At 59.0% G+C, this 25,890-nt stretch carries 25 protein-coding genes; 8 read left to right on the forward strand and 17 right to left on the reverse strand.

Going from position 1 to position 25,890, the window contains the following annotated elements:
- Nucleotides 1-47: 47 nt before the first annotated feature.
- Complete coding sequence (locus tag E5K02_RS19575) at nt 48-803, reverse strand: hypothetical protein (protein ID WP_135397080.1); 756 nt, start codon at nt 801-803, stop codon at nt 48-50.
- A 157-nt stretch (nt 804-960) separates the two neighbouring features.
- Here E5K02_RS19575 and E5K02_RS19580 point away from each other — a divergent pair, with 157 nt between their 5' ends.
- A complete protein-coding gene (locus E5K02_RS19580) occupies nt 961-2,358 on the forward strand; it encodes a mercuric reductase (protein ID WP_135397082.1) in 1,398 nt (465 codons plus the stop codon).
- Here the strand turns inward: E5K02_RS19580 and E5K02_RS19585 are convergent.
- Together E5K02_RS19585 and E5K02_RS19590 are read right to left on the reverse strand one after the other, a co-directional pair.
- Nucleotides 2,348-3,118, reverse strand: a complete 771-nt coding sequence (locus E5K02_RS19585) for a hypothetical protein (RefSeq protein ID WP_135397084.1) — start codon at nt 3,116-3,118, stop codon at nt 2,348-2,350. The two genes, E5K02_RS19580 and E5K02_RS19585, sit on opposite strands and share 11 nt — an antisense overlap.
- Before the next feature lie 106 nt (nt 3,119-3,224).
- A complete protein-coding gene (locus E5K02_RS19590; RefSeq protein WP_135397086.1) occupies nt 3,225-4,028 on the reverse strand; it encodes a hypothetical protein in 804 nt (267 codons plus the stop codon).
- A 308-nt stretch (nt 4,029-4,336) separates the two neighbouring features.
- Here E5K02_RS19590 and E5K02_RS19595 point away from each other — a divergent pair, with 308 nt between their 5' ends.
- On the forward strand, nt 4,337-4,747 hold the full coding sequence (locus E5K02_RS19595; RefSeq protein WP_135397088.1) for a hypothetical protein: 411 nt from the start codon (nt 4,337-4,339) through the stop codon (nt 4,745-4,747).
- Between the two features lie 105 nt (nt 4,748-4,852).
- Here the strand turns inward: E5K02_RS19595 and rny are convergent, their stop codons facing one another.
- From rny to radC, 6 genes are all read right to left on the reverse strand, one after another.
- Nucleotides 4,853-6,550 (reverse strand): ribonuclease Y, encoded by a 1,698-nt coding sequence (rny, locus tag E5K02_RS19600; protein WP_135397090.1) that lies wholly within the window; start codon nt 6,548-6,550, stop codon nt 4,853-4,855.
- A 123-nt stretch (nt 6,551-6,673) separates the two neighbouring features.
- Nucleotides 6,674-6,964, reverse strand: coding sequence for a cell division protein ZapA (locus E5K02_RS19605; protein ID WP_100334524.1), 291 nt, complete (start codon nt 6,962-6,964; stop codon nt 6,674-6,676).
- Nucleotides 6,965-6,997: 33 nt separating this feature from the next.
- Complete coding sequence (locus E5K02_RS19610) at nt 6,998-7,294, reverse strand: hypothetical protein (protein WP_100334523.1); 297 nt, start codon at nt 7,292-7,294, stop codon at nt 6,998-7,000.
- Between the two features lie 270 nt (nt 7,295-7,564).
- Entirely contained in the window at nt 7,565-10,000 is a 2,436-nt protein-coding gene (gene pheT / locus E5K02_RS19615; protein WP_135397092.1) for a phenylalanine--tRNA ligase subunit beta, read from the reverse strand.
- Between the two features lie 91 nt (nt 10,001-10,091).
- Nucleotides 10,092-10,733: a DUF1684 domain-containing protein gene (locus E5K02_RS19620; RefSeq protein WP_135397094.1), complete on the reverse strand. Its 642-nt coding sequence runs from the start codon at nt 10,731-10,733 to the stop codon at nt 10,092-10,094.
- Between the two features lie 39 nt (nt 10,734-10,772).
- The gene (gene radC, locus E5K02_RS19625; RefSeq protein ID WP_135397096.1) at nt 10,773-11,516 is read right to left on the reverse strand and encodes a RadC family protein; all 744 of its coding nucleotides are present in this window, start codon (nt 11,514-11,516) and stop codon (nt 10,773-10,775) included.
- 115 nt (nt 11,517-11,631) lie between these two features.
- Between radC and E5K02_RS19630 the strand changes: the two genes are divergently transcribed.
- Together E5K02_RS19630 and E5K02_RS19635 are read left to right on the forward strand one after the other, a co-directional pair.
- Nucleotides 11,632-12,888, forward strand: a complete 1,257-nt coding sequence (locus E5K02_RS19630) for a metallophosphoesterase (RefSeq protein ID WP_135397098.1) — start codon at nt 11,632-11,634, stop codon at nt 12,886-12,888.
- 152 nt (nt 12,889-13,040) lie between these two features.
- A complete protein-coding gene (locus E5K02_RS19635) occupies nt 13,041-13,709 on the forward strand; it encodes a hypothetical protein (RefSeq protein ID WP_135397100.1) in 669 nt (222 codons plus the stop codon).
- A gap of 689 nt (nt 13,710-14,398) precedes the next feature.
- On the opposite strand, the gene E5K02_RS19640 is transcribed toward E5K02_RS19635, so the two are convergent.
- Nucleotides 14,399-15,031, reverse strand: a complete 633-nt coding sequence (locus E5K02_RS19640; RefSeq protein ID WP_135397102.1) for a nitroreductase family protein — start codon at nt 15,029-15,031, stop codon at nt 14,399-14,401.
- 217 nt (nt 15,032-15,248) lie between these two features.
- Here E5K02_RS19640 and E5K02_RS19645 point away from each other — a divergent pair, with 217 nt between their 5' ends.
- The 4 genes from E5K02_RS19645 (at nt 15,249) to E5K02_RS19660 (ending at nt 18,409) form a co-directional block, all read left to right on the forward strand.
- Nucleotides 15,249-15,632, forward strand: coding sequence for a winged helix-turn-helix transcriptional regulator (locus tag E5K02_RS19645; protein ID WP_135397104.1), 384 nt, complete (start codon nt 15,249-15,251; stop codon nt 15,630-15,632).
- Nucleotides 15,633-16,120: 488 nt separating this feature from the next.
- On the forward strand, nt 16,121-16,723 hold the full coding sequence (locus E5K02_RS19650; RefSeq protein WP_167856499.1) for a carboxypeptidase-like regulatory domain-containing protein: 603 nt from the start codon (nt 16,121-16,123) through the stop codon (nt 16,721-16,723).
- Nucleotides 16,724-17,107: 384 nt separating this feature from the next.
- Complete coding sequence (uvsE, locus tag E5K02_RS19655) at nt 17,108-18,022, forward strand: UV DNA damage repair endonuclease UvsE (protein ID WP_135397108.1); 915 nt, start codon at nt 17,108-17,110, stop codon at nt 18,020-18,022.
- Nucleotides 18,023-18,052: 30 nt separating this feature from the next.
- Nucleotides 18,053-18,409, forward strand: a complete 357-nt coding sequence (locus E5K02_RS19660) for a hypothetical protein (protein WP_135397110.1) — start codon at nt 18,053-18,055, stop codon at nt 18,407-18,409.
- A 94-nt stretch (nt 18,410-18,503) separates the two neighbouring features.
- Here the strand turns inward: E5K02_RS19660 and E5K02_RS19665 are convergent, their stop codons facing one another.
- The 7 genes from E5K02_RS19665 to E5K02_RS19695 form a co-directional block, all read right to left on the reverse strand.
- Nucleotides 18,504-18,722: a hypothetical protein gene (locus tag E5K02_RS19665; protein WP_135397112.1), complete on the reverse strand. Its 219-nt coding sequence runs from the start codon at nt 18,720-18,722 to the stop codon at nt 18,504-18,506.
- Nucleotides 18,723-18,890: 168 nt separating this feature from the next.
- Entirely contained in the window at nt 18,891-19,409 is a 519-nt protein-coding gene (locus E5K02_RS19670; RefSeq protein ID WP_135397114.1) for a hypothetical protein, read from the reverse strand.
- 345 nt (nt 19,410-19,754) lie between these two features.
- Nucleotides 19,755-20,996 (reverse strand): aldose epimerase family protein, encoded by a 1,242-nt coding sequence (locus E5K02_RS19675; protein ID WP_394346426.1) that lies wholly within the window; start codon nt 20,994-20,996, stop codon nt 19,755-19,757.
- A 68-nt stretch (nt 20,997-21,064) separates the two neighbouring features.
- A complete protein-coding gene (locus E5K02_RS19680) occupies nt 21,065-22,972 on the reverse strand; it encodes a DUF294 nucleotidyltransferase-like domain-containing protein (protein ID WP_135397116.1) in 1,908 nt (635 codons plus the stop codon).
- Between the two features lie 2 nt (nt 22,973-22,974).
- The gene (locus E5K02_RS19685) at nt 22,975-23,679 is read right to left on the reverse strand and encodes a 3'-5' exonuclease (RefSeq protein ID WP_167856500.1); all 705 of its coding nucleotides are present in this window, start codon (nt 23,677-23,679) and stop codon (nt 22,975-22,977) included.
- A gap of 21 nt (nt 23,680-23,700) precedes the next feature.
- The gene (locus tag E5K02_RS19690; protein WP_135397119.1) at nt 23,701-24,723 is read right to left on the reverse strand and encodes a family 43 glycosylhydrolase; all 1,023 of its coding nucleotides are present in this window, start codon (nt 24,721-24,723) and stop codon (nt 23,701-23,703) included.
- 121 nt (nt 24,724-24,844) lie between these two features.
- A complete protein-coding gene (locus E5K02_RS19695) occupies nt 24,845-25,873 on the reverse strand; it encodes a pectinesterase family protein (RefSeq protein WP_240737368.1) in 1,029 nt (342 codons plus the stop codon).
- Nucleotides 25,874-25,890: the final 17 nt, after the last annotated feature.

The following is a 25,890-nucleotide window of genomic DNA, read 5'->3' on the forward strand; positions in this document are numbered from 1 at the left end:
GCTGTACGCGCCGGGGGCTTTTTATGAGCAACCAAGAGGATTCGGTCTTACCGTTTGCCCTCCTGCCCGCCCAGGTTGACGATGATGCCGAGCTGAAACACGGAGTTGGCCGCTTTCAGGTACTTGCGGCTGCGCAGCCCGAAGTTGCTGCCGCTTATCATTTGAAATTGGATAGGCCCCAGCACGCTGATGCGCGTGAAGCTGATGGGCTCCAAGAACACGTTGTCCTCCATTTCCTGGGGCTTACCATCGATTTTGAAGTCGTGGAGCTGCACGTAGCTGGCGCGCAGGGCCATGCCGTAGGACACGGGCCAATCGTGGTTGAAGAAGTGCCAGGTTTTGCTGAGCTTCTTGCTGAAGTTGGCCTGCAGATAATACTTCTGCAGGTTGCCTTCCAGGGTTTGGGTAGTGGCGCCTTCCCGGCGTTCGGTGCGCTTGCCGTCGCCAAAGCCGTAGCCCCCGTAGAACTCCAGCACCCGCTGGTCCTGCATGCGGGTGAAATAGCCCAGGCCCACTTCGCCGAAGTTGTGTTCCTCGTACTTACGGTTGTTGCGGCTACCAAAAAAGGACTGCTTCTTATCGGAGCGCAGGAAAGAGGCGCTGCCCTGCACCCCAATATGGTCGCCGAGGGCGTAAGCGCCTTGCAGGGCCGTATTCTGGCTAAAATTAGTATGCAAGCCCCCGCTAAACTCCCCTTTCTGGGTTAGCAGCGGAGCCTGGGGCGGAGGAGGAAAGTAGAGCGACGAGCAGCTGCTCAACCCTATCAGAACACTTAGCAGCGTGAGCCGCAGCACAACGGTCATACCCAAAGGAAAGGCGCAATAGTAAATACAAAACCGGAAAAAGGCCCTGCCCCGGACGGCTACTGGCGCCACCCGTTCGTATAGTCCCTATCCACAAGCTCGACAGCCACGGGCAGCTTACCCCAGATTGTCGATTCCTCGCCAATTTCTGCTTTTTATGCCTACTTCATACGATGTTCTCATTATTGGGTCGGGTCAGGCCGGCAATCCGTTGGCAGTAGCCTTTGCCAAAGCCGGCCGGACAGTGGCATTGGTAGAGGAAAACCACCTGGGAGGCTCTTGCATCAACTACGGCTGCTCGCCAACCAAAGCCCTACTGGCTTCCGCCGAACGGGCTCATCACATCCGGACTGCGCAGGAATTCGGCATTGCTGGCGGGGAGCCGGAAGTCGATTTTCGGGCCGTCATTGCCCGCAAGGATGGCATCATTCACCACTCGCGCAAAGGCGTGCGCCAGAACCTGACCGAGGAAAACACCGGTATTACCGTCTTGCACGGCCACGCGGCTTTCACGGCCCCGCGCACCGTGCAGGTCCAGCTAGTGGGTGGTAGCAGCCAGGAAATAAAGGCGCCGCTGGTCTTCATTAATACCGGAACACGCGCGGCGCTGCCGGAACTGGCAGGCCTAGCCGATGTGCCCTACATGACCACCACCGAACTGCTCGACCTGCAGGAGCTGCCCGAGCACCTGCTGATTCTGGGCGGCGGCTACATCGGGATGGAATTTGGGCAAATGTTTCGCCGCTTCGGCAGCAAGGTCACGATTATCGAGTCGGGCGCCCACCTGCTCGAGCACGAGGATGCGGACGTGTGCCAGGCCATGCAGGAAATGCTGGAGGCCGAGGGTATCGAGTTTGTGCTGGGCGCCGAGGCGCACCACGTGTCGCGCAACGCGGAGGGCATCCTTACCCTTTCGGCGCATACCCGAACGGGTGAGCGGCGCCTGCGGGGTTCCCACTTACTTGTTGCCACCGGCCGCGTGCCCAACTCCGACAAGCTAGGCTTGGATACCATCGGCGTGAAGACCGACGAGAAAGGCTACATCCAGGTGAACAGCCGGCTGCAAACGGCGGCCAAGGGAGTGTATGCCCTCGGCGACGTGCACGGCGGCCCGCAGTTCACCCACATCAGCTACGACGACTACCGCGTGGTGCGCGACGCGCTGCTGCACCGCAAAAGCCGCTCGGCCCGGCAACGCCCCCTACCCTACACCGTCTTCACCGACCCGCAGCTGGGCCGTATTGGCTTGTCGGAAGACCAAGCCCGCAAACAAGGCATTGCCTATCGGGTGGGCAAAATGCCGGTGCGCACCATTGGCCGGGCCCGCGAAACGGGCCGTACCACGGGCTTCTGGAAAGTACTGGTCGATGCGCAGGACCGGATTATCGGGGCCGCTATTCTGGGGGCAGAAGGCGGCGAAATCATGACCATGTTTCAGCTGGTAATGATGGGCAAGCTGAAGTACCAGCAGCTGCAGAACATGGTTATTGCCCACCCCACCTGGGCCGAGGGGCTCAATAACGTATTCACCAAGCTTGAGGCACCTACAGCTTAGGTTTGCCGAGCAAGTGCGGATAAAATACCAGGCTCAAGGCCAGGAAAATCCGGCCTTCCCGAATGCGGCTGTACTCAAATTCGTACGGGTCCAGGGAATTCGGATTTGGCTCGTTGCCTGGCACCGTCGTAATACCTGCCGAAGTTTGCACCTGCAGCCAGCGCAGGGCTCCTTCCTCAGCGCCGAACCGGGCGAAAAGCATGGGCTCTACGCGGGTCATGTGCTGCAGCGGCAAAGGCTCCCCGTTGTAGGTGAGCCTATCAAAGCGGATCTGAGACATGCGCAACGCTAGTCCGGTTGACACCCAGGAATTGTAATACAAAGCCGACACTTCGCCGAAGTACTTGTGGTAGCGGGCCTTAAAGTCAACGTTATATGATTCGCCGGTGAAAAGCTGAGGCTGCACGTACCCCCGGTTGCTGACAGCCTGCCCGTAGCCCCCAAGCCCACTGATCAGAAAATGGTTGCTGATGGGATAATACCCGCCCAGCCCAACCTCGTACTGCCGCACGCGGAAGTAGGTAGTATCCTGAGAATCCGTTTTGAATCCGCCAGCTGCCCGTACCAGCATGTGCTTTACGGGCGAATAGGTACCGGCTCCCTCCCACCGGCCATTCAGGAAGCTGGTAGCCTGCACTTCGGCCTGGCCTTTGTCGCGCAACTGTGGGGTAGCCGGCAGCATGGGCGCATACACCGAGCAGCCACTCAGGCCCAAGGTCAGTAGCAGGCTTGAGGTCCAGGAACGTAGTCGTAACATCATTCGGCAACTTCTAGAGAATACACGGAATATAATAAACCCGGCCGCCCAGGCAGAGCGGCCGGCAGATATACGGAGCCTAAAGTAGCTGTTTATGGTTGTATCAAGTTTAGTGCTTGACTAAAAACTTCGGGCGGAAAACTACGCCCAGGCTTGTCATCAGCACCGGGCGCGAAGCATTTTTGGCCTCACTCTCCTCCGTGTAGTGGTCATGCTGATTTGGCCCTGCTGGTTGTTCTCTGCTTGGCTGCGGCGTCGCTCGTCCCGACAGGCCCAGGGTAGCCTGTAGCTGCCACCGGTCTTGCTGACCAAGCTTGGTGCGAAAAAAGGCCAGGCCTTCGTGGCGCAATGCCTTTTGCATGGGAATGGCCGAGTAGTCTGAGTTAAGGCCAAAGCTGTAGTCCAGCTGCTCGTATGCTACCTGGGTGATGCGGTACACCACCCCAAAGGACTGCCGCTCCAGCTGCCGCGCCACACTTAACTGCCCGAATATCTTGTTGTACCGGGCCTTGTACCGATCATATCCTCCACTGTAAAGGCCAATGCCGATACCTGGAATCGACTTTATCGTGGTGGCAGCGCCATAACCAGCCATTCCGGTCAGCAACCAGTGGGGGCCCAGGTGGACGTAGCTTCCCAGTCCCACCTCCCACTGCCGGGTGGCCGAGTACGTGGTATCACCGATTTTGGGCCGAAACGAGCCGGCCCCCATGACCAGCGTGTTTGGCAAGGGCGAATACACAGCGGTGGCTTCCATGCGGGTGTTGGGCTGCATGCTGCCCGTCAGTTCCAGCTGCCCCTTCGCCGCGACGGTCGACACCGCGGGCTGCATGGGCGTATAGACGGTGCAGCTGCCCAGGCCCAATAGAATAGCGGTTTGACATAGTAGGCGGTGCAGGTTGGGGGTTGCCATGGCAGCTAGCAGAAAGAGAAGTATGGTTGGTTGATGAACCAAACGTACCGCAACCCAGAGCCCGCCGAAAACCAACTTTGCCGTTTTGTAGACTTTTAAAAATTGTCAACTGTTCCTCTATATAGGCCTAGAATGACCATTCTATGGATTTTAGGCCTACATCCCCCATACATAGTAAGACTTTTACTTTGCCCTGCGGGCACCCTATGTATGGGGTGGCCCACGGCCGACACAGTTCAGATGCAGCAGGACGCGACCTAGGTTGGTTTTCTTCTTATAAAGCACCACCAAGTATCTTGTAGGCGCTTATGAGTCAGAAGGAATTCACTGCTTACGTTATTTCCCACTTGCTGAAACGCTTTCCGCAGTTCAGGAAAGTCGGCACTTCTGCGTCTGACGATACCAGCACGATAGCCTGCCCGAGCAGCCACGCAAACCTGATGCTGTGGGTCAGCACTGAGAATAGAGAAATTACCGTTGGTTTAACGGGTAATACAGCCGCCGCTGACTGGCACACGCACATGAGCCAGGTTGGCGCGGCCACTCCGGATGAGGAAATGCAAGCCGCTGTTCAACTCTTGAGTGGCATCTTGACCGACCAGGAGGTCATTGTGTATTCCTCGCTCCTTGGCTATTTTCTGCCTGCCGACATAGCCGATATCTACGATTATCAACAACCAGCAGAAATCATAAGCGTCTTCCGCTGGAGCGACTTATGAGTTGACACTTGGGCGGGTGGGTATCAAATCTACTATTGTAAGTAAAGCGCAAAAGCCCCCGCAACTTCCGTCGCGGGGGCTTTTGCGTGGCTGGAAACGGGCTACCTACTTGGCGTAGGCCACGGCGCGCATCTCCCGGATAACGGTAATCTTAATCTGGCCGGGATACTGCATTTCCTTCTCGATTTTCTGCGAAATCTCGTAGCTCAGTTCCTGGGCGCGGTCGTCGGTTACGTTGTCGGCATTTACCATCACGCGCAGCTCGCGGCCGGCCTGAATGGCGTAGCACTGCAGTACGCCGTCGAAGGATACAGCGGTTTCTTCGAGTTGCTTGAGGCGCTTGATGTAGCTTTCCATCATCTCGCGGCGGGCGCCGGGGCGGGAGCCACTGATGGCGTCGCAGGCCTGCACCAGGGGCGAAATCATGGCCGTCATCTCGATTTCGTCGTGGTGGGCGCCGATGGCGTTGACGACGTCGGGGTGCTCCTTGTACTTCTTGGCCATCTCCATGCCCAGGATGGCGTGGGGCAGTTCGGGCTCCTCGGTGCTGACCTTGCCAATGTCGTGCAGGAGGCCGGCGCGCTTGGCGTGCTTCACGTTCAGACCCAGTTCGGCGGCCATGGTGGCACAGAGGTTGGCTACTTCGCGGGAGTGCTGAAGCAGGTTCTGACCGTAAGATGAGCGGAAGCGCATGCGGCCTACCATCTTGATCAGCTCGGGGTGCAGGCCGTGAATGCCCAGGTCGATGATGGTCCGCTCACCGATTTCAACGATTTCCTCGTCGATATTCTTGCGGGTTTTGGCCACGATTTCCTCGATGCGGGCCGGGTGAATCCGGCCGTCCTTCACCAGCAAGTGCAGGCTCAGGCGGGCTACTTCGCGGCGCACCGGGTCGAAGCCGGAGATGATGATGGCCTCGGGCGTGTCGTCGACGATGATTTCAACGCCGGTAGCCGCTTCCAGGGCGCGGATGTTGCGGCCTTCGCGGCCAATGATTTTGCCCTTAACGTCGTCCGATTCGATGTTGAAGATGGACACGCAGTTCTCAATGGCGTGCTCGGCGGCGGTGCGCTGAATGGTTTCGAGCACCACTTTCTTGGCATCCTTGGTTGCCGTGAGCTTGGCCTGGGCTACCACGTCCTTGATGTAGGAGCTGGCCTGAATCTGGGCCTCGTTCTTGAGCGACTCCACCAGCTGCTCGCGGGCTTCGGCGGCGGTGAGGCCCGAAATGGTTTCGAGCTGGTGCTGCACCTGAGTGAGCTGCGCACTAAGCGACTCGCGGGTGCTTTCCAGCTCCTCTTCTACTTCCTGCTCGCGCTGCTGAAGCTTAGCCAACTGGGTTTCCAGCGTGGCGCGGCGCTTTTCCTCCTGGGCTTCCAGCCGCTCACGCTGCTGCTGGGAGTCATTCTGGAGCTTTTCGCGCAGGGCGTCCATGTCCTGCTCCTTCTTCTGAATCTGCTCGAGCTGGCGCTGGGTAGTGAGGGTGAGCTGCTTGATGCTCTGCTCCTGCTCGACTACGCCCTGGCGGCGCTGGGTCAGCTCGGCTTCGAGCTCCTGCTTCTGACGCTTGCTTTCCTGCTCAAATTCGTTCTTAAGCTGGCGGAACTTGTCCTTCGACTGCTGAATCCGCTCGTCGCGGGTGCGGGTGGCCTGGGCTTCGGCCTCCTGAATGATCTGTTGGGCGCGGGCTTTGGCGTCGGCCTCGTGGTCCAGGCGGGCCTTGCCGGCCAGCTGCCTGCCGACCACGATGCCGACCCCAAGGGCAAGCACGGCGGCCAGGATGATATACAAAATGTCGGGCATTGAGCTATGGTTTTAGGGGGTGGGGAAAAACCATAACACGGAAAATACTGCCGACGACGAACGAATGGCGGAGCCGATTGCCCCACCCGATTCGAGTCTGAAACGATGCCGGCGCCGGTGCTTTTAGCCCAGCACCACACCCGACAGCAGTTCGTCCAAGCGCGCGAGGCGTTCGGTGAGGGCTGCGTCGGTGCCGTCCTTTTCCTTGCTGACCTTCAGGCTGTCAGCCATGGTGGACAAGGCAATCATGGCCAGCAGGTCTTGCTTGTCCTGAATGCCGTACTGCTCGCGAAACTCCTTGATCCGCTCACCCAGAAGGCGGCCTGCCATGCGCAGACGTTCCTCTTCCTGGGGAGCTACCCGCATAGGGTAATCCCGGTCGGCAATGCGGATTTTGATGGATAGTTCGCTCATGTTAGGAGCAGCAGTCGTGGGATGTAAGGTTTGTTACTCTCTCAAGTAGGCAAGGCACTTATCTATTTCGCGGATATATTCGTTGAGGCGAAGTTTCAGCTCGTTTGCGTTGGCAGGTTCCCCTGCTATGGTATTGACAAGTTTAGCGATATTCTCTTGATTCTGGAAATCCTTCAACTGCCGCTCCCGGTCGCGCACATCGGCCCGGAGCTGTTGAATGGTGGTCTGGGCATCGGCCAGGTCCTCGCGCAAGCCCTGATAGGCAGCCACTAAAGACGTCACCTGACGCTCTAAGCGGTCTAGTTGGGCAAGTTGTTTGGAAGAGGCCATCGAACAGAAATTTTTGAAGGCTAATGTAAGACGAAGTTGCGGGCTCTGGTACTTTGCAGTTAAAGTTGTGCTTTAAGTCCGCAAGCCAACGGTCCTTAACACCAAAAAGGGCCGGGGAGTTTGCTTATGTAGAGTTGGCATAACGGCCAGCCTATCTTCTCTATAAAACGTCATGCTGAGCCTGCCGAAGCATCTCTACCGCAGTACTACCTTTGAGTAGTTGCGCAGTAGAGATGCTTCGGCAGGCTCAGCATGACGTTCTTTCTGTTTTTAGCGTCGAATAACGGCCCCGGCTTGCTTTTCGAACTGGCCGATGAGGCGCTGCATCACGCCATCAATGGCCTGGTCAGTCAGGGTTTGGGTGGGGTCCTGCAGGGTGAAGCTCACCGAGTACGACTTCTTGCCCGCACCCAGGTTTTCGCCCTCGTACACATCGAACACGTTCACGCTTTGCAGCAGCTTCTTCTCGGTGCGCTGGGCAATCTGGCGGAGTTGGTCGAAGGTCACGGTGCGGTCGACGACCAGCGACAGGTCGCGGCGCACCTCGGGGAACTTAGCCAGCTCCTTGGCCGTGAGCGTGTTCTTGTACTTCTTCATCAGGAAGTCCCAATCCAGCTCGGCGTACCACACGGGCTGGTTCACGTCGAGGCGCTTGAGCACGCCCGGCGACACGGCCCCGAGGTGGGCCACCGGCTGGTTCTGGGCCAGCAGCGTGAGGCCCCCGGCCAGGTAGGGATGCTGCACCGGCTGGGAAGCGGGTTGCGCGAAGCCGAACGAGGCCAAGACCTGCTGCACGGCGGCGGCCAGCTGGTGGAAGGTCGTTTTGTCGGACTTCTGCTGCCAGGTTTCGGCCGTGGTGTTGCCACTCAGGAAGATGACGAGCTTATTTTTCTCAGTGTACTTACCCTCGGATTCGCGGTGGTAGGTTTTGCCGAACTCGTAGAGCTTCAGGTCGCGCTGGCGGCGGTTGACGTTGTAGCGGATGATTTCCAGGCCTGAGTGCAGCACCGTGGGGCGCATCACGTTCAGCTCGGCGCTGTTGAAGTTGAGCACTGGCACCAGGGTCTCGTCCTTCTCTCCTTCCTTCTCGAAGTAGAGCGAGTTGGTGAGCGAGTTGGTAATGATTTCGGAGAAGCCCTGGCCACTGAGCAGGCGGGCCGTGTTCTGGCGCAGCACCTCGGGGTCGGGGTTGGGGAACTTGGCCAGGTAGGACGCCGAATTGTGGGGCCGCAGGGCCACGTGGTTGTAGCCGTAGATGCGCAGAATTTCCTCGATGACGTCGGCCTCCCGGGTCACGTCCACCTTATGCGGGGGTACTGAGAGAATCCACTCGGCGTGGCCGGCGGCATCCTGGCTTTCCTCGGCAATGAGAATGTCGAGGTCGGTGAGAATCTGGCGGATCCGCTCGGGCGCAATGAACTGGCCTACGAGCCGCTCGACGCGGGGCAAACGCAGGCGCACGGGCGTGTGGCTGATGGGCGCGGGGTACGCATCCACGATGGGTGCGGCAATGGTAGCCCCGGCCACTTCCTGGAGCAGCAGGGCAGCCCGCTTCAGGGCCACGGGCACCATGTGCGGGTCGGTGCCCCGCTCGAAGCGGAAGGACGCGTCGGTTTTGAGCTGGTGCACCTGGGAAGTTTTGCGCACGGCCGCGGGCTGGAAGTAGGCGCTTTCCAGAAACACGCGGGTGGTGGCGTCCGACACGCCCGAGGTTTTGCCCCCGAACACCCCGGCCAGGGCCATGGGCGCGCCGGTGGCATCGGCAATAACCAGGTCGGCGGCTTTCAGGGTCCGCTCGGCCGCGTCCAGGGTCACGAACTTCTCCCCTTCCTGGGCCCGCTTCACGATGATCTTATTGCCCGTAATCTGGTCGGCGTCGAAGGCGTGCAGGGGCTGGCCCAGCTCGTGGAGCACGAAGTTAGTCACGTCCACCACGTTGTTGATGGGCGAGAGGCCGATGCTGCGCAGGCGGCGCTGCAGCCACTCGGGCGAAGGACCTACTTGCACGTTTTCCAGCAGCAAACCGGCGTAGCGCGGGTTGGCTTCGGGGTCCTGAATTTTAACCGTAATGTTGCGCTCCGCCGAGGCCGGGGCGTGGAACTTACTGATATCGGGCAGCTGGCAAGGCTGGCGCAGCAACGCGCGCAGTTCCCGGGCCACGCCGTAGTGGGAGGCCGCGTCGGCGCGGTTGGGCGTCAGGCCGATTTCGTAGATTGAGTCGGAGCCCAGACCGAAGTAGTCGGCCGCGGGCGTGCCATTGGGCAGCTCGGTGTCCAGCACCATGATGCCGGCGTGCGACTGGCCCAGGCCGATTTCGTCCTCGGCGCAGATCATGCCTTCGGAAGCGGCCCCGCGAATCTTGGACTTCTTGATTTTGAACGGCTCCCCGGCGGCCGGGTACAGCGTGGCGCCTTCCAGGGCCACGACCACGCGCTGGCCGGCGGCCACGTTGGGGGCACCGCACACAATCTGGCGGGGCGTGGCGTCGCCTACGTCCACGGTAGTCAGGCTGAGCTTGTCGGCATCGGGGTGCCGCTCGCAGGTGAGCACCGTGCCCAGCACCACGCCGCGCAGGCCGCCGGGGATGCTTTCGAGCTCCTCAATTCCTTCTACTTCCAGGCCGGAGCCGGTGAGCAGCTGGCCGATTTCGACGGCCGGTTTATCGGTTGGAATCAGGGTGCGGAGCCAGTCGAGGGATATTTTCATCGGAAATAGTCGGTTGTCGGAAGCCAGCCGGCCGGCGCAAAACCGGCCGACAGCTCAGCAAAGGTACGGATTCGGGAAAAGCGGCGAAAAGCTAGTGTGCGTGACCGGTATGGTCTTCCTCGGGGAAGCTTTTCTCGCCGGCCGGCACGGGCACGGCCAGGCGGTTATCGGCCGGGGGCACGGGGCAGGCATACTCGTTGTTGTAGGCGCAGAACGGGTTGTAGGCCGCGTTGAAGTCCAGCACGATTTCTTTGTCCTGCTCGGCCGGCAGGGCCACGTCGAGGTAGCGCCCCCCGCCGTAGGTGTCGAAGCCGTTGGTTTTGTCGGTGAAGGGCACAAACAGCTCGGGCTTGTCGTCGTTCACCTTCAGAAACAAGACTAACTGCTGGGGCCGCTGATTGAGCATAAACGAGGCCTTACCCCAGCGCAGGTACTTGTCGGCCTTGCCATCGGTGAGGGCCATAGCCATGGTATCCGGATTGGCAAACCGCTCCAGCTTGGCCGTTACACGGAAGCCCTTGTCGGGGGCGTAGTAGCGGAGCGAGTCGAAATGGTCGCGCTGCTCGGCATTCAGGGGCGAGTCTTTGGCGCGGCGGAAGGAGTTATTTTTCTCGGTCCGGGCTTTCTGAATGCCCGTGGCGAACTGGTCGTGACCTACCACTAAGTCCTGGAAGAAATAGGCAAAGACAACCAGCAGGCCCAGGCCGATGAGAAGTTTGGGGTTGATGCGCATAATGCACGCAAAGGTAGTGCACCGAGCCGGGGTGAGGCCCTATAAAATTCCTTCGTCGGCGAAGCTGTAGTAGCCGTGGTCGGTATAGATGAGGTGGTCGAGCACGGGTAAATCCAGAAACTGCCCGCCTTCCTTGAGCTTGCGGGTCAGGGCAATGTCGGCGGCCGAGGGCTGGCGGTTGCCGCTGGGGTGGTTATGAACCAGGATAATGCTGCTGGCTAGTTGCTCGAGGGCTTCCTTGAAAATCATTTTGGGGTCGGCCACGGTACCGGCCACGCCCCCGCTGCTGACGCTGGTTTTGCGCATGACCACGTTGGCCCGGTTCAGCAGAATCACCCAGAACTCTTCGTGGGGCAAATCCTGCAGGTTGGGCCGCACCAGGTTGTAGATGTCCAGGGAGCAGGTGATGGTGGTGCGGGCCGCGGCGGCCGTTTCCTTGCGGCGCCGCCCCAGCTCCAGGGCTGCCACGATGGTAATGGCCTTGGCCTCGCCAATGCCTTTATGGCGCATCAGCTCTTTCACCGACAGGCGGGCCAGCTCGTTCAAATCGTTTTTTACGGCCGCCAGAATCAGCTTGGCCACGTCTACGGCCGAGAGCTTGGCCGTGCCCGAGCCGAGCAGGATGGCCATCAATTCGGCGTCGGAAAGGGCCGTGCGACCCTTCTGCATGAGCTTTTCCCGGGGCCGGTCTTCCTCGGCCCAACTCTTGATACTGAAGCTACTGGGGGTTTGGTAAATAACGGGGGTATGCGTTGGTTCGGACAGATTGTCAAACGATTCCATCTGGTATTAGTGTTGTAAAGCGTAACGGATAAAGTATAACGAGGCGTAATACGTCTGGTAAAGTAGTCAGCGGCGGCCAAAACTTACGCGCGCCGGGGCAGTTTCTCCCTTCACTATGCAAAGAATCATCACCAGCGCGCTGTTTGTCGTGCTTCTGTTGGGCGTCGATTGGTACGTTTTTCAGGCAGTACGCACCGTCAGCCAGGGCGCTTCTTCCACCACCCAACGGTTTATCCACGGTGGCTACTGGCTGCTTACCATCATTTCCCTGCTCGGCATTCTGTGGATGGCCGTCACGCGCGGCACTCCGCCTACCCTGGCCCGCACCTACCTCACCAGCGGCATCATGATTCTGTTTGCCTCCAAGCTGGTGGTGGTGCTGTTCCTGCTGCTTGATGATGCCGGCCGCCTCGTGCGCTTCGTTGCCTCCAAGTTTGGTGCCCAGCCCGACCCGCTCAGCGACGGGCCCGGCATTACGCGCAGCCAGTTTCTGAACCGCCTGGCACTGGTGGCGGGCGGCATTCCCTTTGCCGCTCTGATTTGGGGCATGATTAAAGGCGCTACCGATTACCAGGTAAAGCGCGTGGTGCTCAACTTTCCCAACCTGCCCGCCTCTTTCGACGGCTTCAAACTGCTGCAAATTTCGGATCTGCACACGGGCAGCTTCAACGCCGAAACCGGCCCTCTGGAGCGGGCCGTAGCCCTGATCAACCAGCAGGGCGCCGACCTAGTATTCATGACCGGCGACTTGGTGAACAACATTGCCACCGAGGTCGAGCCCCACATCGAAACCCTGGCCAAGATTCAGTCCAAGCTGCCGATCTACTCGGTGCTGGGCAACCACGACTACGCCGACTACGTCGACTGGACCGACATCGGCGGGGCGGCGGCCAAGCAAGCCAACCTGGACCGTATCAAGCAGAACCACGCTAAAATCGGGTGGAAGCTGATGCTCGATGAAAGCCACACGATAGAGCGCAACGGCGAGAAAATAGCCATTCTGGGCGTGCAGAACTGGGGCGCCCAGATGCGTTTCCCGAAATATGGCAACCTGGCCCAGGCTCACAGCGGCAGCGGCGACGCCCCCTTCAAAATCCTGCTCTCCCACGACCCCTCCCACTGGGAAGCCCAGGTACTCGACTACCCCGACATTGACCTGACGCTCTCGGGCCACACCCACGGCATGCAGTTTGGCGTCAACCTTTCCTTCCTGAAGTGGAGCCCGGTGCAGTACGTCTACAAACAGTGGGCGGGCCTCTACAACAAAGGCAAGCAATACCTGTACGTGAATACTGGCCTGGGCTTTATCGGCTATCCGGGCCGGGTCGGGTTTCTGCCCGAAATCACCGTATTCGAGTTGCGCCGGGCTTAAGCCAAGCGCAGTTTTATTGGTAGTAAAGGCGGCTGACCGGTGTGTCAGCCGCCTTTTTTAGTAGTTAGCTCAACCAGAAGTAACCGAGCTAGTTACGGCCGCGTATATGCCGCATTACTTTTCTGATTCTTCTCTCACAACCTCCTTCCCATATGAAAAAGACGTTCTGGCTATTGTCGTGTGCGGCTGCACTCACAATGGCGTCCTGCTCGCAGGAAAAGACTACCGATACGACGACCACCACGACTACTGACGCTGCTGATGGTACGGCCATGAACACCAGCGACATGGACACCCAATACCGGACCCGGGCCAATACTATTGCAACCCGCATGGCGTCGGACATGAAAATCCAGGATACGGCCACGGTGTCGCGCCTGCGCACGGCTTACTACAACCGCTCGCGCCGCCTCGGCGAACTGCGCAACCAATATACTTCTGACACGACCGGTATGGCTGCCGCTATGCGCGAGGCTAACATGGAAGTTGACTCGGAATTCAAGACCATTTTCACTGACCCGGCCCAGTACCAGGCTTACGAAACCAACCGCTCGGCCTACGACGAGTCGAACTACATGGACGACAACTCGGCCATGTCGTCCGATACGGACATGAGCTCGTCGGCGGATATGAGCACCACGACAACTACCGAGACGTCGACCACGACCTCCACCGACAACTCGATGTCGGGCAGTGCAGGCAGCGGCACCCAGGTTGAAAAACTGAAAGCCAAAGCTTCCGACGGCAGCAAGCTGAAAGTGAAGGAAGACGGCAAAATGAAGGTGAAGGACGCCGCGGGCAACAAAACTAAGACAGAATAGTCCGGCTCAGTCTTTTGGCTAGTCGGTATGAGCCTGGCCCCAAGGGCTTTGTCTTTACCAAAACTAAAAAAGCGTTCTGGCTTATGGCCAGAACGCTTTTTTAGTTTTGGTGATTGGCTTCTCAGAGAACGGCAACCATGCACGTTGAGCGGCAAACACCAGTCAATGAAAACGACTATCTGGTTGAATCAGGCAAATAGCCTGACCTCTTAGAACAAAAGCTCAGTATAGGCATACAGGCCGAGCGCCACCCCAACATTAACAGTCCACTCAAGCCGAGTCGTGTATAGTATCCGCCGCCGAAAGAGCCAACTAAACAACCCGATGTGAAGGACAACGCACACTGCCGATATAGGCTTAGTCGCCCAATCGCCGGATGCGCCGCAACAGTAGGTAGAGAACCACACAAACACTCCGATACATTGCCATAGGCAATACCCAGCCACCGAAAGCAACACACCCAACCCAAAGTGTAATGGCTGGTTCATTTTAGAGAAGGGACTCGTAGTAGGCGTCGGTAATTTATAGTTATCCATAACGGGTCAAAGCTAACAACCAGACCGTAGGCTAGTCATGCCTTTCTCTAGTAGGACTGCCTCAGGTAGCCAACTCGGCCCAGGGGAAACAGTCCGTAGTCGAATCGGCGCAGGTAGCATGGCTACGCCGGGCACGAAACAGCTGGTTTCAGGCTAAGCTATTTCCGTGAAGAGCTCGGGGCGGGTTTTGCGCACCTTTTTGGCCTTGGCCAGGAAATCCTTTGCCTCGTCGCGGTAGCCCAGCACCAGCATGACGGCGCTGCGCAGGTTGCGTTCGGGCAGGCCTAGCAGCTCATCCAACGCATCGGGGTTGAATCCTTCCAGCGCGCAGCTATCTACTTCTTCCACAGCCGCCGCTACCAGACCAAATCCTAGCGCGATATAGGCTTGCCGTATAGACCATTGTTGGAAGTGTTCCGCACTCATTGTTAGCAACCCACCTTTGATGGCATCGGAAAAGCCTGTCAGCGACTCCATCGGCACTTGCCGAACCTGGGCAATGCGCTGCATGTAGGCCTCCACATCGGCCGCGCTGATGGTTTTCTGAGCCGCAAAAACCAAGATGTGAGACCCTTCCACGATCTGCGGCTGCTGGCAGGCCTTCTCGTGAATCCGGCCTTTGAGCTCGTGGTCTGAAATTACCAGTACTTCAAAGGGTTGTAGGCCCGTGGACGAAGCGGCCAGGCGAATAGCTTCCAGGATGGCGTCGACTTTGGGGGCTGGTACCGGTTGCCCATTTAGGTTTTTGGCGGCGTAGCGCCAGTTGAGTGCAGCAGGAAAATCCATGGGAAATGAATTGATAAAAAGGTGGTGTCGGGAGAGCCGTCCGGTTGCTGGATTGCATGGTGTGCAGGGGCAGCCCCCAGTAAAGCCTGAGCATTGGAATGCTCCAGCGCGCCGATTTGACGATGCAAAACTGGCCTGCTTGCCCTACATTTGTCAAGTAGGCACCTTTTTATCAGGTTGTTTCCTGTGGGTAACTAATGTTGAACACCAACGACTTATGGAAGAAAATAATCTAAAAAAAGTGTATAACTGCGCCGTTGCCGCCACCGTTGACATGGTTGGTGGGAAGTGGAAGACGAGTATTCTGTTGCACTTAAAAGACCGCACCATGCGGTTTGGCGAACTGCAGCGAGCCGTCGAGGTTTCGCAGAAAGTGCTGACCCAGCAACTCAAGGAATTAGAGCACGACGGCATCGTTCGGCGCCAAGTATATGCCGAAGTGCCCCCGCGGGTAGAGTACAGCCTTAGCACGTATGGCCAAACGCTTCAGCCCATACTCGACGCTCTCTACGCCTGGGGCCTGACGCACTACACCCGAGACCAGCCACTAGCATGGGAGCAGTGTTCGAAAGGCATTGCCCCCGCCCAGGAACCATCCTGAAGTATCGTCTCAGCACAAGGGTTGTTACTCTCTACGCAGCCAGCACAGGTTCTGCGCTTTTCAGCCAATAGAGGCGCTTCTCTGGGCGAACGAAGGTACCTACTCTGCCTTATCACAGGTGCGTTGAGGTCAAGTCCAGCGGCAGCCTTTCCGGTACGAGCACTTCCAAGCGGCAGTAAAGGCTACATATTTATAAAAAAGGCCCAGGCTGCGAGGACCGTTTTTTTTGCGTGATGACAGTCAGGGCATTGCCGGTTGCAGCACCCGAAAAGCAGGCCGGGGCCCGTCACCCACCCTGGGCCGGCTGCACCTTTACAGGCAAGTTTTCGTTGTGCCTACACCCTGGCCTGCAACGAGACGGGGCTTTTTTAGCTCAGTAGTTGACTACCTTGCTGGTAGTTTGGATTTTTTTCTGCTTTGTGAAGAATTTCGTTCGAATAGGGAAGCATATACTGGCAGGGCGGATACTTTTTCTGCTGGTCGGCCTGGTGCTACTAGCTGCCACCGCCACCGCCCAGGTTCGCGTCAGCGGTACGGTTTCGGGGTCTAAAGACCGGAAAGCCATTCCCGGGGCGGCAGTTTTTGTGCAGGGGACCAACCGGGGTACCGTGGCCAACAACGAAGGCGACTTTACCATCACCGTCAGCAACACCGACACGCTGCTGTTTCGGGCCGTTGGCTTTAAGCCCCAGCGCCTGCCCCTGGGCGGCACGGGCCTCTCCCAGATCATCGTGCAGATTTACATGCAGCGCGACAGTATTCAGCTCGGCGAAGTGCGTATTCAGGAAGGCCGCCCCGACCGGGCCGTTATCAACCGGGCCCTGCGCAACGTGCGCCGCCCCACGCCCCCACCCAACGCCGTGCGCCGGGCGCCCCCGCCCAAACCGCTGTTTCCGGTCGATACCATTGCGCCCCGCATGCCCGTACCGACGATAGCGAGCCCGGTTAGCCTGATCTACGACCAGTTTTCCCGGGAAGGCTATCAACGCCGCAAAATGGAAGAAATCCAGGCCCAGCAAAAGGCCCTGCAAGCCGAAAAGGAGCGTCAGAAATACAACCGCAACTTCAAGGACAACCGCGGCTACGAGTAAGGAGCGAGTACGGAGCTGGGATGCTGGAACGCGCTAATGCTCCTCGTGTCATTGCGAGCTAAGCGAAGCAATCCGTCCGCTGCAATGTGCCGAGCTTTCTTCCCTGAAAAGCCCTGACGTTAGCTAACGTCAGGGCTTTCTGGTAACAGGACGTTTGTCACTGCGCAGCGGACGGATTGACGCCGCTTGATGCGCAAAATGTCGTAGCTCCTCGCTAGGACAAATGCGGGAAGGCTTGCGGCTAAAAAGCTGCTTGTCACTGGCAAAGGATGGGCGGATTGCTTCGGCGACGCCTTGCCAGGGCACGAGCATTTGGCAGTTCAGTACCTTCCTCCCCCTTCGCACCGGAACAACCTCCCTTCTGCCCGCGCGTAAACCCAGGGTATGAGAATCGGATATCCCTGCGTGAATGAAAGCCTCGACTGTACCTCCTCAGCTACCTTTCGGCTGGCGTCGTACTCCGACGAGCGAGTGGAGCTAGCCGTAGCCAGTAATCTGCTGTGCCTGCAACGCATCCTGGAGTACAACGTGGCCAACGAGCTGCGGTTTTTCCGCATCAGTTCGGGCATTGTTCCGTTTGGCTCCCATCCCATTAATACCTTTCCCTGGCAGACGCGCTTTGCGGCGGAGTTCCAAGCCATTGGCGACTACATCAAGGCCCAGCGCATGCGGATTTCCTTCCACCCCGATCAGTTCGTGGTGCTGAATTCGCCCAGCGAGGATATTGTGCAGCGCAGCATTGCCGAATTGGTGTATCAAGGCTCCATGCTGGATCTGATGGGCCTGGACAGCACGGCCAAGCTCCAGATCCACGTTGGGGGCCTGTATGGCGACCGGGACCTGGCCATCAGCCGCTTTGTTGCGACGTACCGGGAGCTGCCAGTAGCGGTGCAGCGCCGCCTCGTGATTGAGAATGACGACCGGCTCTTTAGCCTGCGCGACTGTCTGCGGGTACACGAGGCCGTCGGTATCCCGATTCTGTTCGACAATTTTCACCACGAATGCCTCAACCACGGCGAGCCCATGGCCGAGGCCCTGCGCCTGGCCGCTGGCACCTGGCACCCCGAGCGCGACGGGATTCTGATGATGGACTACAGTTCCCAACAGGTGGGTGAACGCAAGGGCAAACATACCAGCACGTTGGAAGAAGAGCTTTTTCGGGAGTTTCTGACTCACCTGCACGGCCTGGACGTAGACATCATGCTCGAAATAAAAGACAAAGAAGCCAGCGCCTGCCGGGCCGTGAGCGTGCTGCGTGAATTGCAATTGGTAGCCGCCGAAGCAGCGCCCCAGTCCTAATACTTTTCCTTCTATACCTCTCACCCACACATGGCAAACGACACCCTCCCCCAGAACCATCTGGCCGATACGATTCAGGCGCTGAAAAACGGCCTCACCGCCCTGCCCATCAGCGCGGCAATGGACAACACCGAGGCTTGGCAGCAGGAGTTTCTACTTAGCGGCATTCCCGAGCTGCAAGACATAGCCCGGGAAATCGGTAATCTGCAGTCTTTGCTGACGGCCGCCAAGCTCGACGGCCCGGCCATTGGTCGTTCCCTCAGTCTGCTGGGTTCCCAAACCACGCAATTTGCCTTTAAAGCAGCGCCCGAGCAGCAGGGTGACATTCGCACCATCGGGGACCAGCTGTTGCGCCTGGGCGCAGACTTGCAGGCCCAACCCGCATAGCCCCCGCCGGCCGGTATATAGAAAAGCCCGCTGCCTTACTGGCAGCGGGCTTTTCTATATTTTCAAGTATGCGTTGCAGCCCTAGTGACGCAGCTTACAACCCCTTAGTCGAGGTTGTTTTGACCCGAGTAGTAGTGGTACGACGGGCAGCGGGCTTAGCGGGCCGGCGCTTGGTAGTCGTCTGCTTGGTTTGGGTGGCTTTCACGGCCTTAGTGGTCGTGGGGGCAGTAGCGGCGGAGCTGGTTGGGGCGGTTTGGGCCTGGGCGGTGGCAGCCAAGACAAGGCCCATCAGCAAAGAAGCAACGGTTTTCATGGGAAGGAGAATAAGGTGAGAACATGCACGCCTTATACGGTTGAGCTTGCCAAAACAGCTACCCCGCTTTTTTGCGCAAGGTCAGCCCTACTTTGCAGGGCTGACCTCGCGCAAAAAAGCCCCCGCTACAGGGCGTAGCGGGGGCTTTTTTCGTGGCTTTGCCAGGAATTACATGCCGGGCTTGGTTTTAGCCTTCGCCTTCATGTTCTCATCCTTGGTTTTGATTTTGCCTTTTTTGTCGGCTTTGGACTTCGTCTTGCCGCTTTCCATCGTGCCGGTGCTCATCGAGCCCGAAGACGAGTTGGTATCCATCGAACCCGAGCCGCTGGTGGTGCTCATGGTGCCGGTACCGGACGTGGTGCCCATCGTACCCGTACCCGAGGTAGTACCCGTGTTTACGGTGCCGCTGGTCGTACCCATCGTGCCGGTACCCGAGGTAGTGCCGGTGTTGTAGGTGCCGCTGGTGGTACCCGTGCCCATCGAGCCCGAGGTGGTGCCGGTGCTCATGGTGCCCGAAGTAGAAGAGCCGCTCGTCATCGAGCCGCTGGTCATCGAGCCGGAAGTTGAAGAACCGGAAGTGCTGGTGCCGGTGGTAGTGGTACCGGTGGTAGAGCCGGAGGTAGTTTGAGCCGAGGCCGAAGTGATACCAGCGGCAAATAAGGCGGCGAGAGCAAAAGCAGTTTTCATAGTGAGAGATGATGTGGAAGTAGAGAGGTCTATACCCGACCAGTTGGTCTTGGTAAGGCCTCATACGGGTAATACTGCTCAGTTGTTGGAAAAAAACGAACGTGCGGCCCTTTTCAGCACCGCTAAAGGCTTAGTATCCGACCATTCCGAAAGCGTAGCACCCTGCTCTTTGCCGCGGTAGGTATTAGCCTGATTCGGCCTTATGGGCTCCTACAGCCGAGTTTAGCCCGCAGTAGCACTCCGAAAGGCGCTGGTACCTTGCGGGGTGAATAACCGCAAAAAGAAAAGCCCGGCTAGACCGGGCTTTCTGATTGGTATCGGGCGTTTACCCGGGGCCGGCAGCGACTACAGCTCCTGGTTGGCAGGACGTACGCCAAACTTATAAGTCGTGGTCGATTTCAGCGTCTGGCCGGGCTGCAGGGTGGTGCTGGGAAACTTAGGCTGGTTGGGTGAATCGGGGAAGTGCTGGGTCTCCAGGCAGAAGCCCGCGTGCTTGCCGTACTTCGTGCCCCCCTTGCCCGTGAGCGTACCGTCCAGGAAATTACCCGTGTAGAACTGCACCCCGGGTTCGGTGGTGAAGACCTCCAGCGTGCGGCCCGAAGCAGGGTCGTAGACACTGGCAGCGGGGTGCTGGCCCCCGCCGGTACCGGCATTCAGCACCCAGTTGTGGTCGTAGCCGCCGGGCACCTGGGCAATTCGTTCGCCGATGGTGTGCACGGTGGTAAAGTCGAACGGCGTGCCTTTCACCGGGCGCAGTTCCCCGGTCGGAATCAGGGTTTCATCCACTACCGTGTAGCGGTCGGCAAAGAGCTTCACCTCGTGCTTGAGCACGTCTTTGCTCTGCCCCAGGCTCAGGTTGAAGTAGCTGTGGTTGGTCAGGTTGACGGGCGTGGCCTTGTCGGTAGTGGCCGAGTAGTCGATTTTCAGCGCATCGTCGTTGGTGAGCGTGTAGACCACGGTGACGGCCAACTGGCCGGGGTAGCCTTCCTCCCCGTCTTTGCTCGTGTAGGTCAGGCGCAGGGTTTGCCCCTCGGCCGACGTGCCGGGCTGGGCCTGCCAGATCACCTTGTCGAAACCCTGCAGACCGCCGTGCAGGTGGTTCGGTCCGTTGTTCTTGGCCAGCGTATAGGTCTGGCCCTCGAGGCGAAACTGCCCGCCCTGGATGCGGTTGCCGTAGCGCCCAATCAGGGCCCCGAAGTAGGGGCCCGCTTTCTGGTACTCCGGGCTCTGGTAGCCGCTCACGTTGTCGAAGCCCAGCACGATGTCGCCGAGCTGGCCGGCTTTGTCGGGCACCCGCAGGCTGGTGACGATGCCGCCGTAGGTGGAAATAGTGGCTTGCAGGCCGTGGGCATTGGTGAGCGTGTACAGCTGCACCTCGGTGCCGGCCTGGGTTTTGCCAAAGGAAGCTGAAGTGGGCATAGAAGTCGAAGATTCGGTAGAAGTCGGGGCGGAACTGGCGGAAGAGGCGGCGGTTTGCTCGGGCTTTTTGGTTTGCTCACAGGCGGCCAGGCCTAGTGCGGAAACCAGGCTGCCAGCCAGCAGCACGGAGCGAAACGGGAACAGACGGGTAGCTGTACGTGGTACCATAAAACGCAGGATGGGTTGGAAAGGCGAAAAAGAATAGAGTAGGCGTGTTGGAACCGGCTGACCCAAGCCTACAGGCTTTTGGCAAAGCCGACCTTAATCTTGAGCTGAAAGTCGCCGATTACCTTGAAGATTTCCTTGAGGCTGACTTCTTCCACCCGGGTCAGGGTTTTGGGGTCAAGGTAGTTATCCGGGCGGGTTTTGTCGCTGATAATCTGCACGGCTTGCTTTTTAAGGCGCATACCCATCAGGTAATAGTACGACTGCAGCAGCTCCTGGTACTCTTTGTCGGAGAAGATGCCCTGCTCTTTGAGCGCCGCCAGCCGCTCACCGGTATTGGTCAGGAAGATGCGGTGCTTGAGGGCGTAGATGCGGGCCAGATCGACGATGGGCGTCATGGTTTTCTTCAGGTTGAACACCTGCTGGGAGCCCACGGTGAACGTGCGGATGTTGCGAAAAAACGTCAGCGGGGGCTCAAACTGCAGGGCGTTGATGGCCATGTAGTAGAAAAACCGGTCGTGGGGCACTTGCAGCTGCTCGCTCAGAAACGCCTGCAGCTCCTGCATAATGGTGGCGTCGCCGTAGAGGTAGCGGCAGTCGAAAAAGGCCGCAAACTGCATGACCGCCTCGGGATTCGACTCGCTGATCCACTCGGTGTAATTACGCTTCCAGTGCGAGAGAGAATGAGTCCACTTCGAGTTTTTGGCCATAAAGCCGCCTTCGCAGAAGCTGAAGCCAATGGCGTTGAGCTGGTCGGAAACGTGGGTGGCAAACTGCTTGAAATAGGCCCGCACGGCCTCGCGCTGCTCGTTGGCCTTGTCTTCGTAAATAATGGCGTTGTCCTGGTCGGTGAGTAGGGTTTGCTCCTTGCGGCCCTCGCTGCCCAGCACCATGAAGACAAACTTGGCCGGCGGCGGCCCCAGCTCCTGAATCACGCCCTCAATGACTTTCAGGGCAATGGTGTCGGAAATGCTGGTAATGAGCTGGTTTACAATTTCGGGCTTCACGCCCCGGTCCAGGAGCTGGTACACCATGTCGGGCACCTGCTCCCAGCGCCGCCGCAGCTCGGCCCCAGACACGGCCTGCTTTACCGACTGAATAAAGATAAACGGCGACTGGGCCTGGTCGCTGAGCAGCTTGTTGCGGCTCACAAACCCAATGTAGCCATGCTCATTGCGCACGAGCAGGTAGCGGGTCTTGGTCTGAAACATCTGCAAAATGGCCTCATACACATAGGCCTGAGAACTGATGCTGACCACCGGAGCATCCATAATGGTGCTCACCGGCTGGCGCGCGTCGTGCAGGCCAGCCACCACTTTGTCGCGCAGGGTAATGTCGGTTACGTAGCCGATGATGGCGCCCGTCGCCTCGTCGGTGATAAAGTAGCAGCTGGTGCGGGCCTCGGCCATCTGGCGGGCCACCTCGTGAATGGGCGTGGTGCCGGCACACGTCACCAAGTCGCGCAGCTCCACGGCTTCGAGGCGGCGCGAGTAGAGCTGGTCGGAAGCAATGTAGTTGTGGGCCACGCTGCCCTGGTTGAGCTTCACAAAGTGGGCGTACTCGTCGTCGAGCATGCGCTGCCCGTACTTGGTTGTGAAGTGCTCGAAGAAGCCCGGGTAGGCCTGGCACAGCCCCCGGAAGTGGCGACGGTGCAGGAAATAGACTTTGGTGCCGCGCTTGGCCAGCACCGTGCGCAAGGAGCGTTTCTTGTTGAGCAGCACCGAGATGCCGCCGTAGCAGCAGCCCGGCCCGCAATGCTCTACCAGGCGCTTGTTTTGCTGGCTGTCGTAGAAAAACGTCTCGTACTCGCCCTCCACCACAATGTCGAGCCCGCGGAGCTTGGAGACGTCCTGCATGTAGATAACGGCCTCACGCGGGTGGCTCACTTCTTCCAGCAACTCGGCAATTTCGCGCAGCACATCCTCGGGCAGCTGGTCGAAGGGCTTGACGGTGCGCAGGAATTCTATCCGTTCGGTCATAGTCAGAACAATAAGAAGTAAGTGGCCAGCACGAGCAGAGCCAGCAGCAGCAGCCCGGCAAGTATAACCGAATAGTTGGGCTCGGGCTCCAGCCCAGGCCGCCGGAACTGCGCCTGGGCCGCCACAATCTTGTCGGTCAGGTCGCCTTTGTTCCAGAGCTCGAAAAAGCAGCGGGCCGTGGCGTAGGCATCGACCAGGGCATCATGCTGCCGCTGCAACGGCTCGTGAAACAGCCGCTCGTAAAGCTCGCCCAGCCGCAGGTAGCCCTGCTGCCCGGGCCGCACAAACCGGCTGGTGGTGAGCATGGTGCAGAAGGTCGGCAGCATTTCCAGCGGGTTTTCCAGTCCGGCCCGGTAGAAGCCCACGCCCAGCATGTGGAAGTCGAGCTTCATGAAGTGGGCCACGACCAGAGGCTCGTAGCGCAACAGATCCTGAAACAGCTGGTGCATCACTTCGTGGCGGGGCTTGCCGTGCGCCAGCAAAAACTCCCGGGTCAGGCCGTGCACGCTCACGGAGGCAGAACTTACGTCGTAGTCGCTGGGCAGGATGTAGTGGTTTTCGGCCTTGATTTCCTGTCCGTCGCGGGTGTAGACAACCCAGGCCAGCTGGGCAATATGGGGCCAGTTGCCGAGCACCGAGTAAGGCTGGTTCCAGTCCTGCGGAATGCCGGAGGTTTCGGTATCGACAAACAGCAAATACTCTCTCACGGCGGGCAAAAGGCAGTTAGGTTATTTCACCACGGGTCGGATGTGGCCCTGTTTATCGAACTCGACGGGCACCACGGCGGCTTGCTTCTGCACGGGGGCGTCGGCATCGTTGCCAAACAGGGTGCTCCACCACTTGCCTTTCACGTCCTGAAAAAAGACGTTGTGGCCGGCATACGGTACCGACACGTAGCGGGGCTCGTAGGGCCCCAGCAGCGTCCGGGATTCGGCCGTCAGACAGTGGTAGCGTTCATAGTAACGCTCGGCGCAAGATAGATAATAGCGCCCATTGGCTTTAAATAAATAAGCCCCTTCAAAGCCTACATGATTGAGTTCCGACTCCTTGCAGGGCCGGTTGGGGTGGTGATGGTCGATGTCGGTATCGGGCAAGGCGCAGCGCAGGGGCACAAAGGGGCCGGTCAGGGCGCTCAGGCCGGCGTTCATGGGCGCAATACTGCCGCTGCCGTAGAGAAAGTAGACTTTGCCATCGTCGTCCTGAAACAAGGAAGCGTCGATGCCGGTGGGCGTCAGGGGCGCGTCGGGGGTATTGGTGCTCACGTAAGGGCCTTCGGCGCGGCCGGTGGTGCTCTTGAGCAGGCCCGTGCCCAGGCCAGTCATGCAGTAAGCAATGTAGAAGTTGCCGTTGAGGTAGCGGATTTCCGGGGCCCACAACGCCCGGCGGCGGTTGCCGTTTTTCACCGTCCACTGCTTTTGCCAAGTACCGTCGCGCTCGATGCTCCAGACCAGCCCCAGCGGCTCCCAGGCTTTCATATCCTTGGACTTCCATACCCGGATACCTTCGTTGGCCACCATAAAATCAGGGCCAAGGGTGCCGGTGAGGTAGTACGTTTTATCGGGACCGAGGCAGATGCTGGCGTCGCGCAGGGGCGTGTCGAGCACAGGCTTTACCGGCGGCATGGGGGGCTCGCCGGTGTGGGGAAAGTCCTTCACCGTTTTCTTTACCGGCGCAGCGGCCGGGGCCTGGGCCCAGCTCAGCTGACCAAACAGCAAACCGCTAAGGGTAAGCAAGAGCAGAAAAGCTTTCATCGGGGAAGGAGTGACGGTTTTTCCTGAACGTCATGTCGACCAACGGGAGACATCTCGCAGGCTATGGTATTGTCATGCTTCGGCTGCGCTCAGCATGACGGTCTGGGTTGTTCCTTCCCTGCTACTTCCGGGCCGGCTCCCACCCTTCTCCCCCGGCAAAAATGGCTTTGAGCGTATACTTTTTGGCTTCCTTGGCCGTGAGCTGACGCGCCCATTTCACCCGTTCCTTGGAATTGCCCCCCGGGCCGGTGGAGTTGTATTCGGCGTAGTACACCGTCTTTTCGTTGTCGGGGTTGCGCCAGTTGTCCCAGCCGGCGGGCGTGATGTGGGCCCCCAACTCACAGTTGATGAACACGGTTTTGGCATTGGGCCGCCAGGGCCGGCCCAGGTACACTTTCTTCGCCTCGTCGTTAGCCGTGAGTTTGCAGTTGAGCAGCACATAGCCGTACTTCTGGTGCCCGGTCGTGGACGCTGCCGTGATGTAGGAGTTGCGCTTGCTGCGCAGCTCACAGCCGTCGAATACCACGGTGGCCGTGCCGAACAGAAAATCCGTGGTGCCTTCGATGTAGCAATTCTGGTAGTACTGCCGGCTATTTTCGACCGCCATGTAGAGCGTGTCCTGATTACCCAGCATCCGGCAATTGCGGAACGTGGCCCGGTCGCCCTCCACGTGCAAGGCCACGGCCTGCCCTACCGGCCCCGCGGAATTTTCGAAGGTGATGTTTTCGGCCGTGAAGTCGTTGGCCTCCACCAGCACCGTGTGCGAGGTGTAGGTGGTGTGCTTGGCGGCGTCGCCGGAGTAGTCGCCGAAGGTGATGATGACACCCGTGTTGCTTTCCCCTAGCAGCGTCACGTGGGTTTTGTGCGAGGGCACCACCAGCTTTTCGCGGTAGGTACCGTTCTTGATAAATATGGTCACCGTCACCTGCGACAAATCCCGGGAGGCATTGACGGCCTCCTGAATAGTGCGGTAGTCGCCGGAGCCATCCGGGGCCACGGTCATGCGCGTGACTTGCGGCGGGGCGGGCGTAGGCGCGGGTTTGGCCACAGACGCCGGGGTAGCTGCCGGCGCGGACGGCACGGTTTGGGCGTGCAGGTGAGCGGCGCTTAGTGCCAAGCCAGCCGCTAGCAGAAATCGGGGAAGAAACATTGTATTCGGGGTTCATA

This window comes from Hymenobacter metallicola, assembly GCF_004745645.1.
Lineage (GTDB): Bacteria > Bacteroidota > Bacteroidia > Cytophagales > Hymenobacteraceae > Hymenobacter > Hymenobacter metallicola.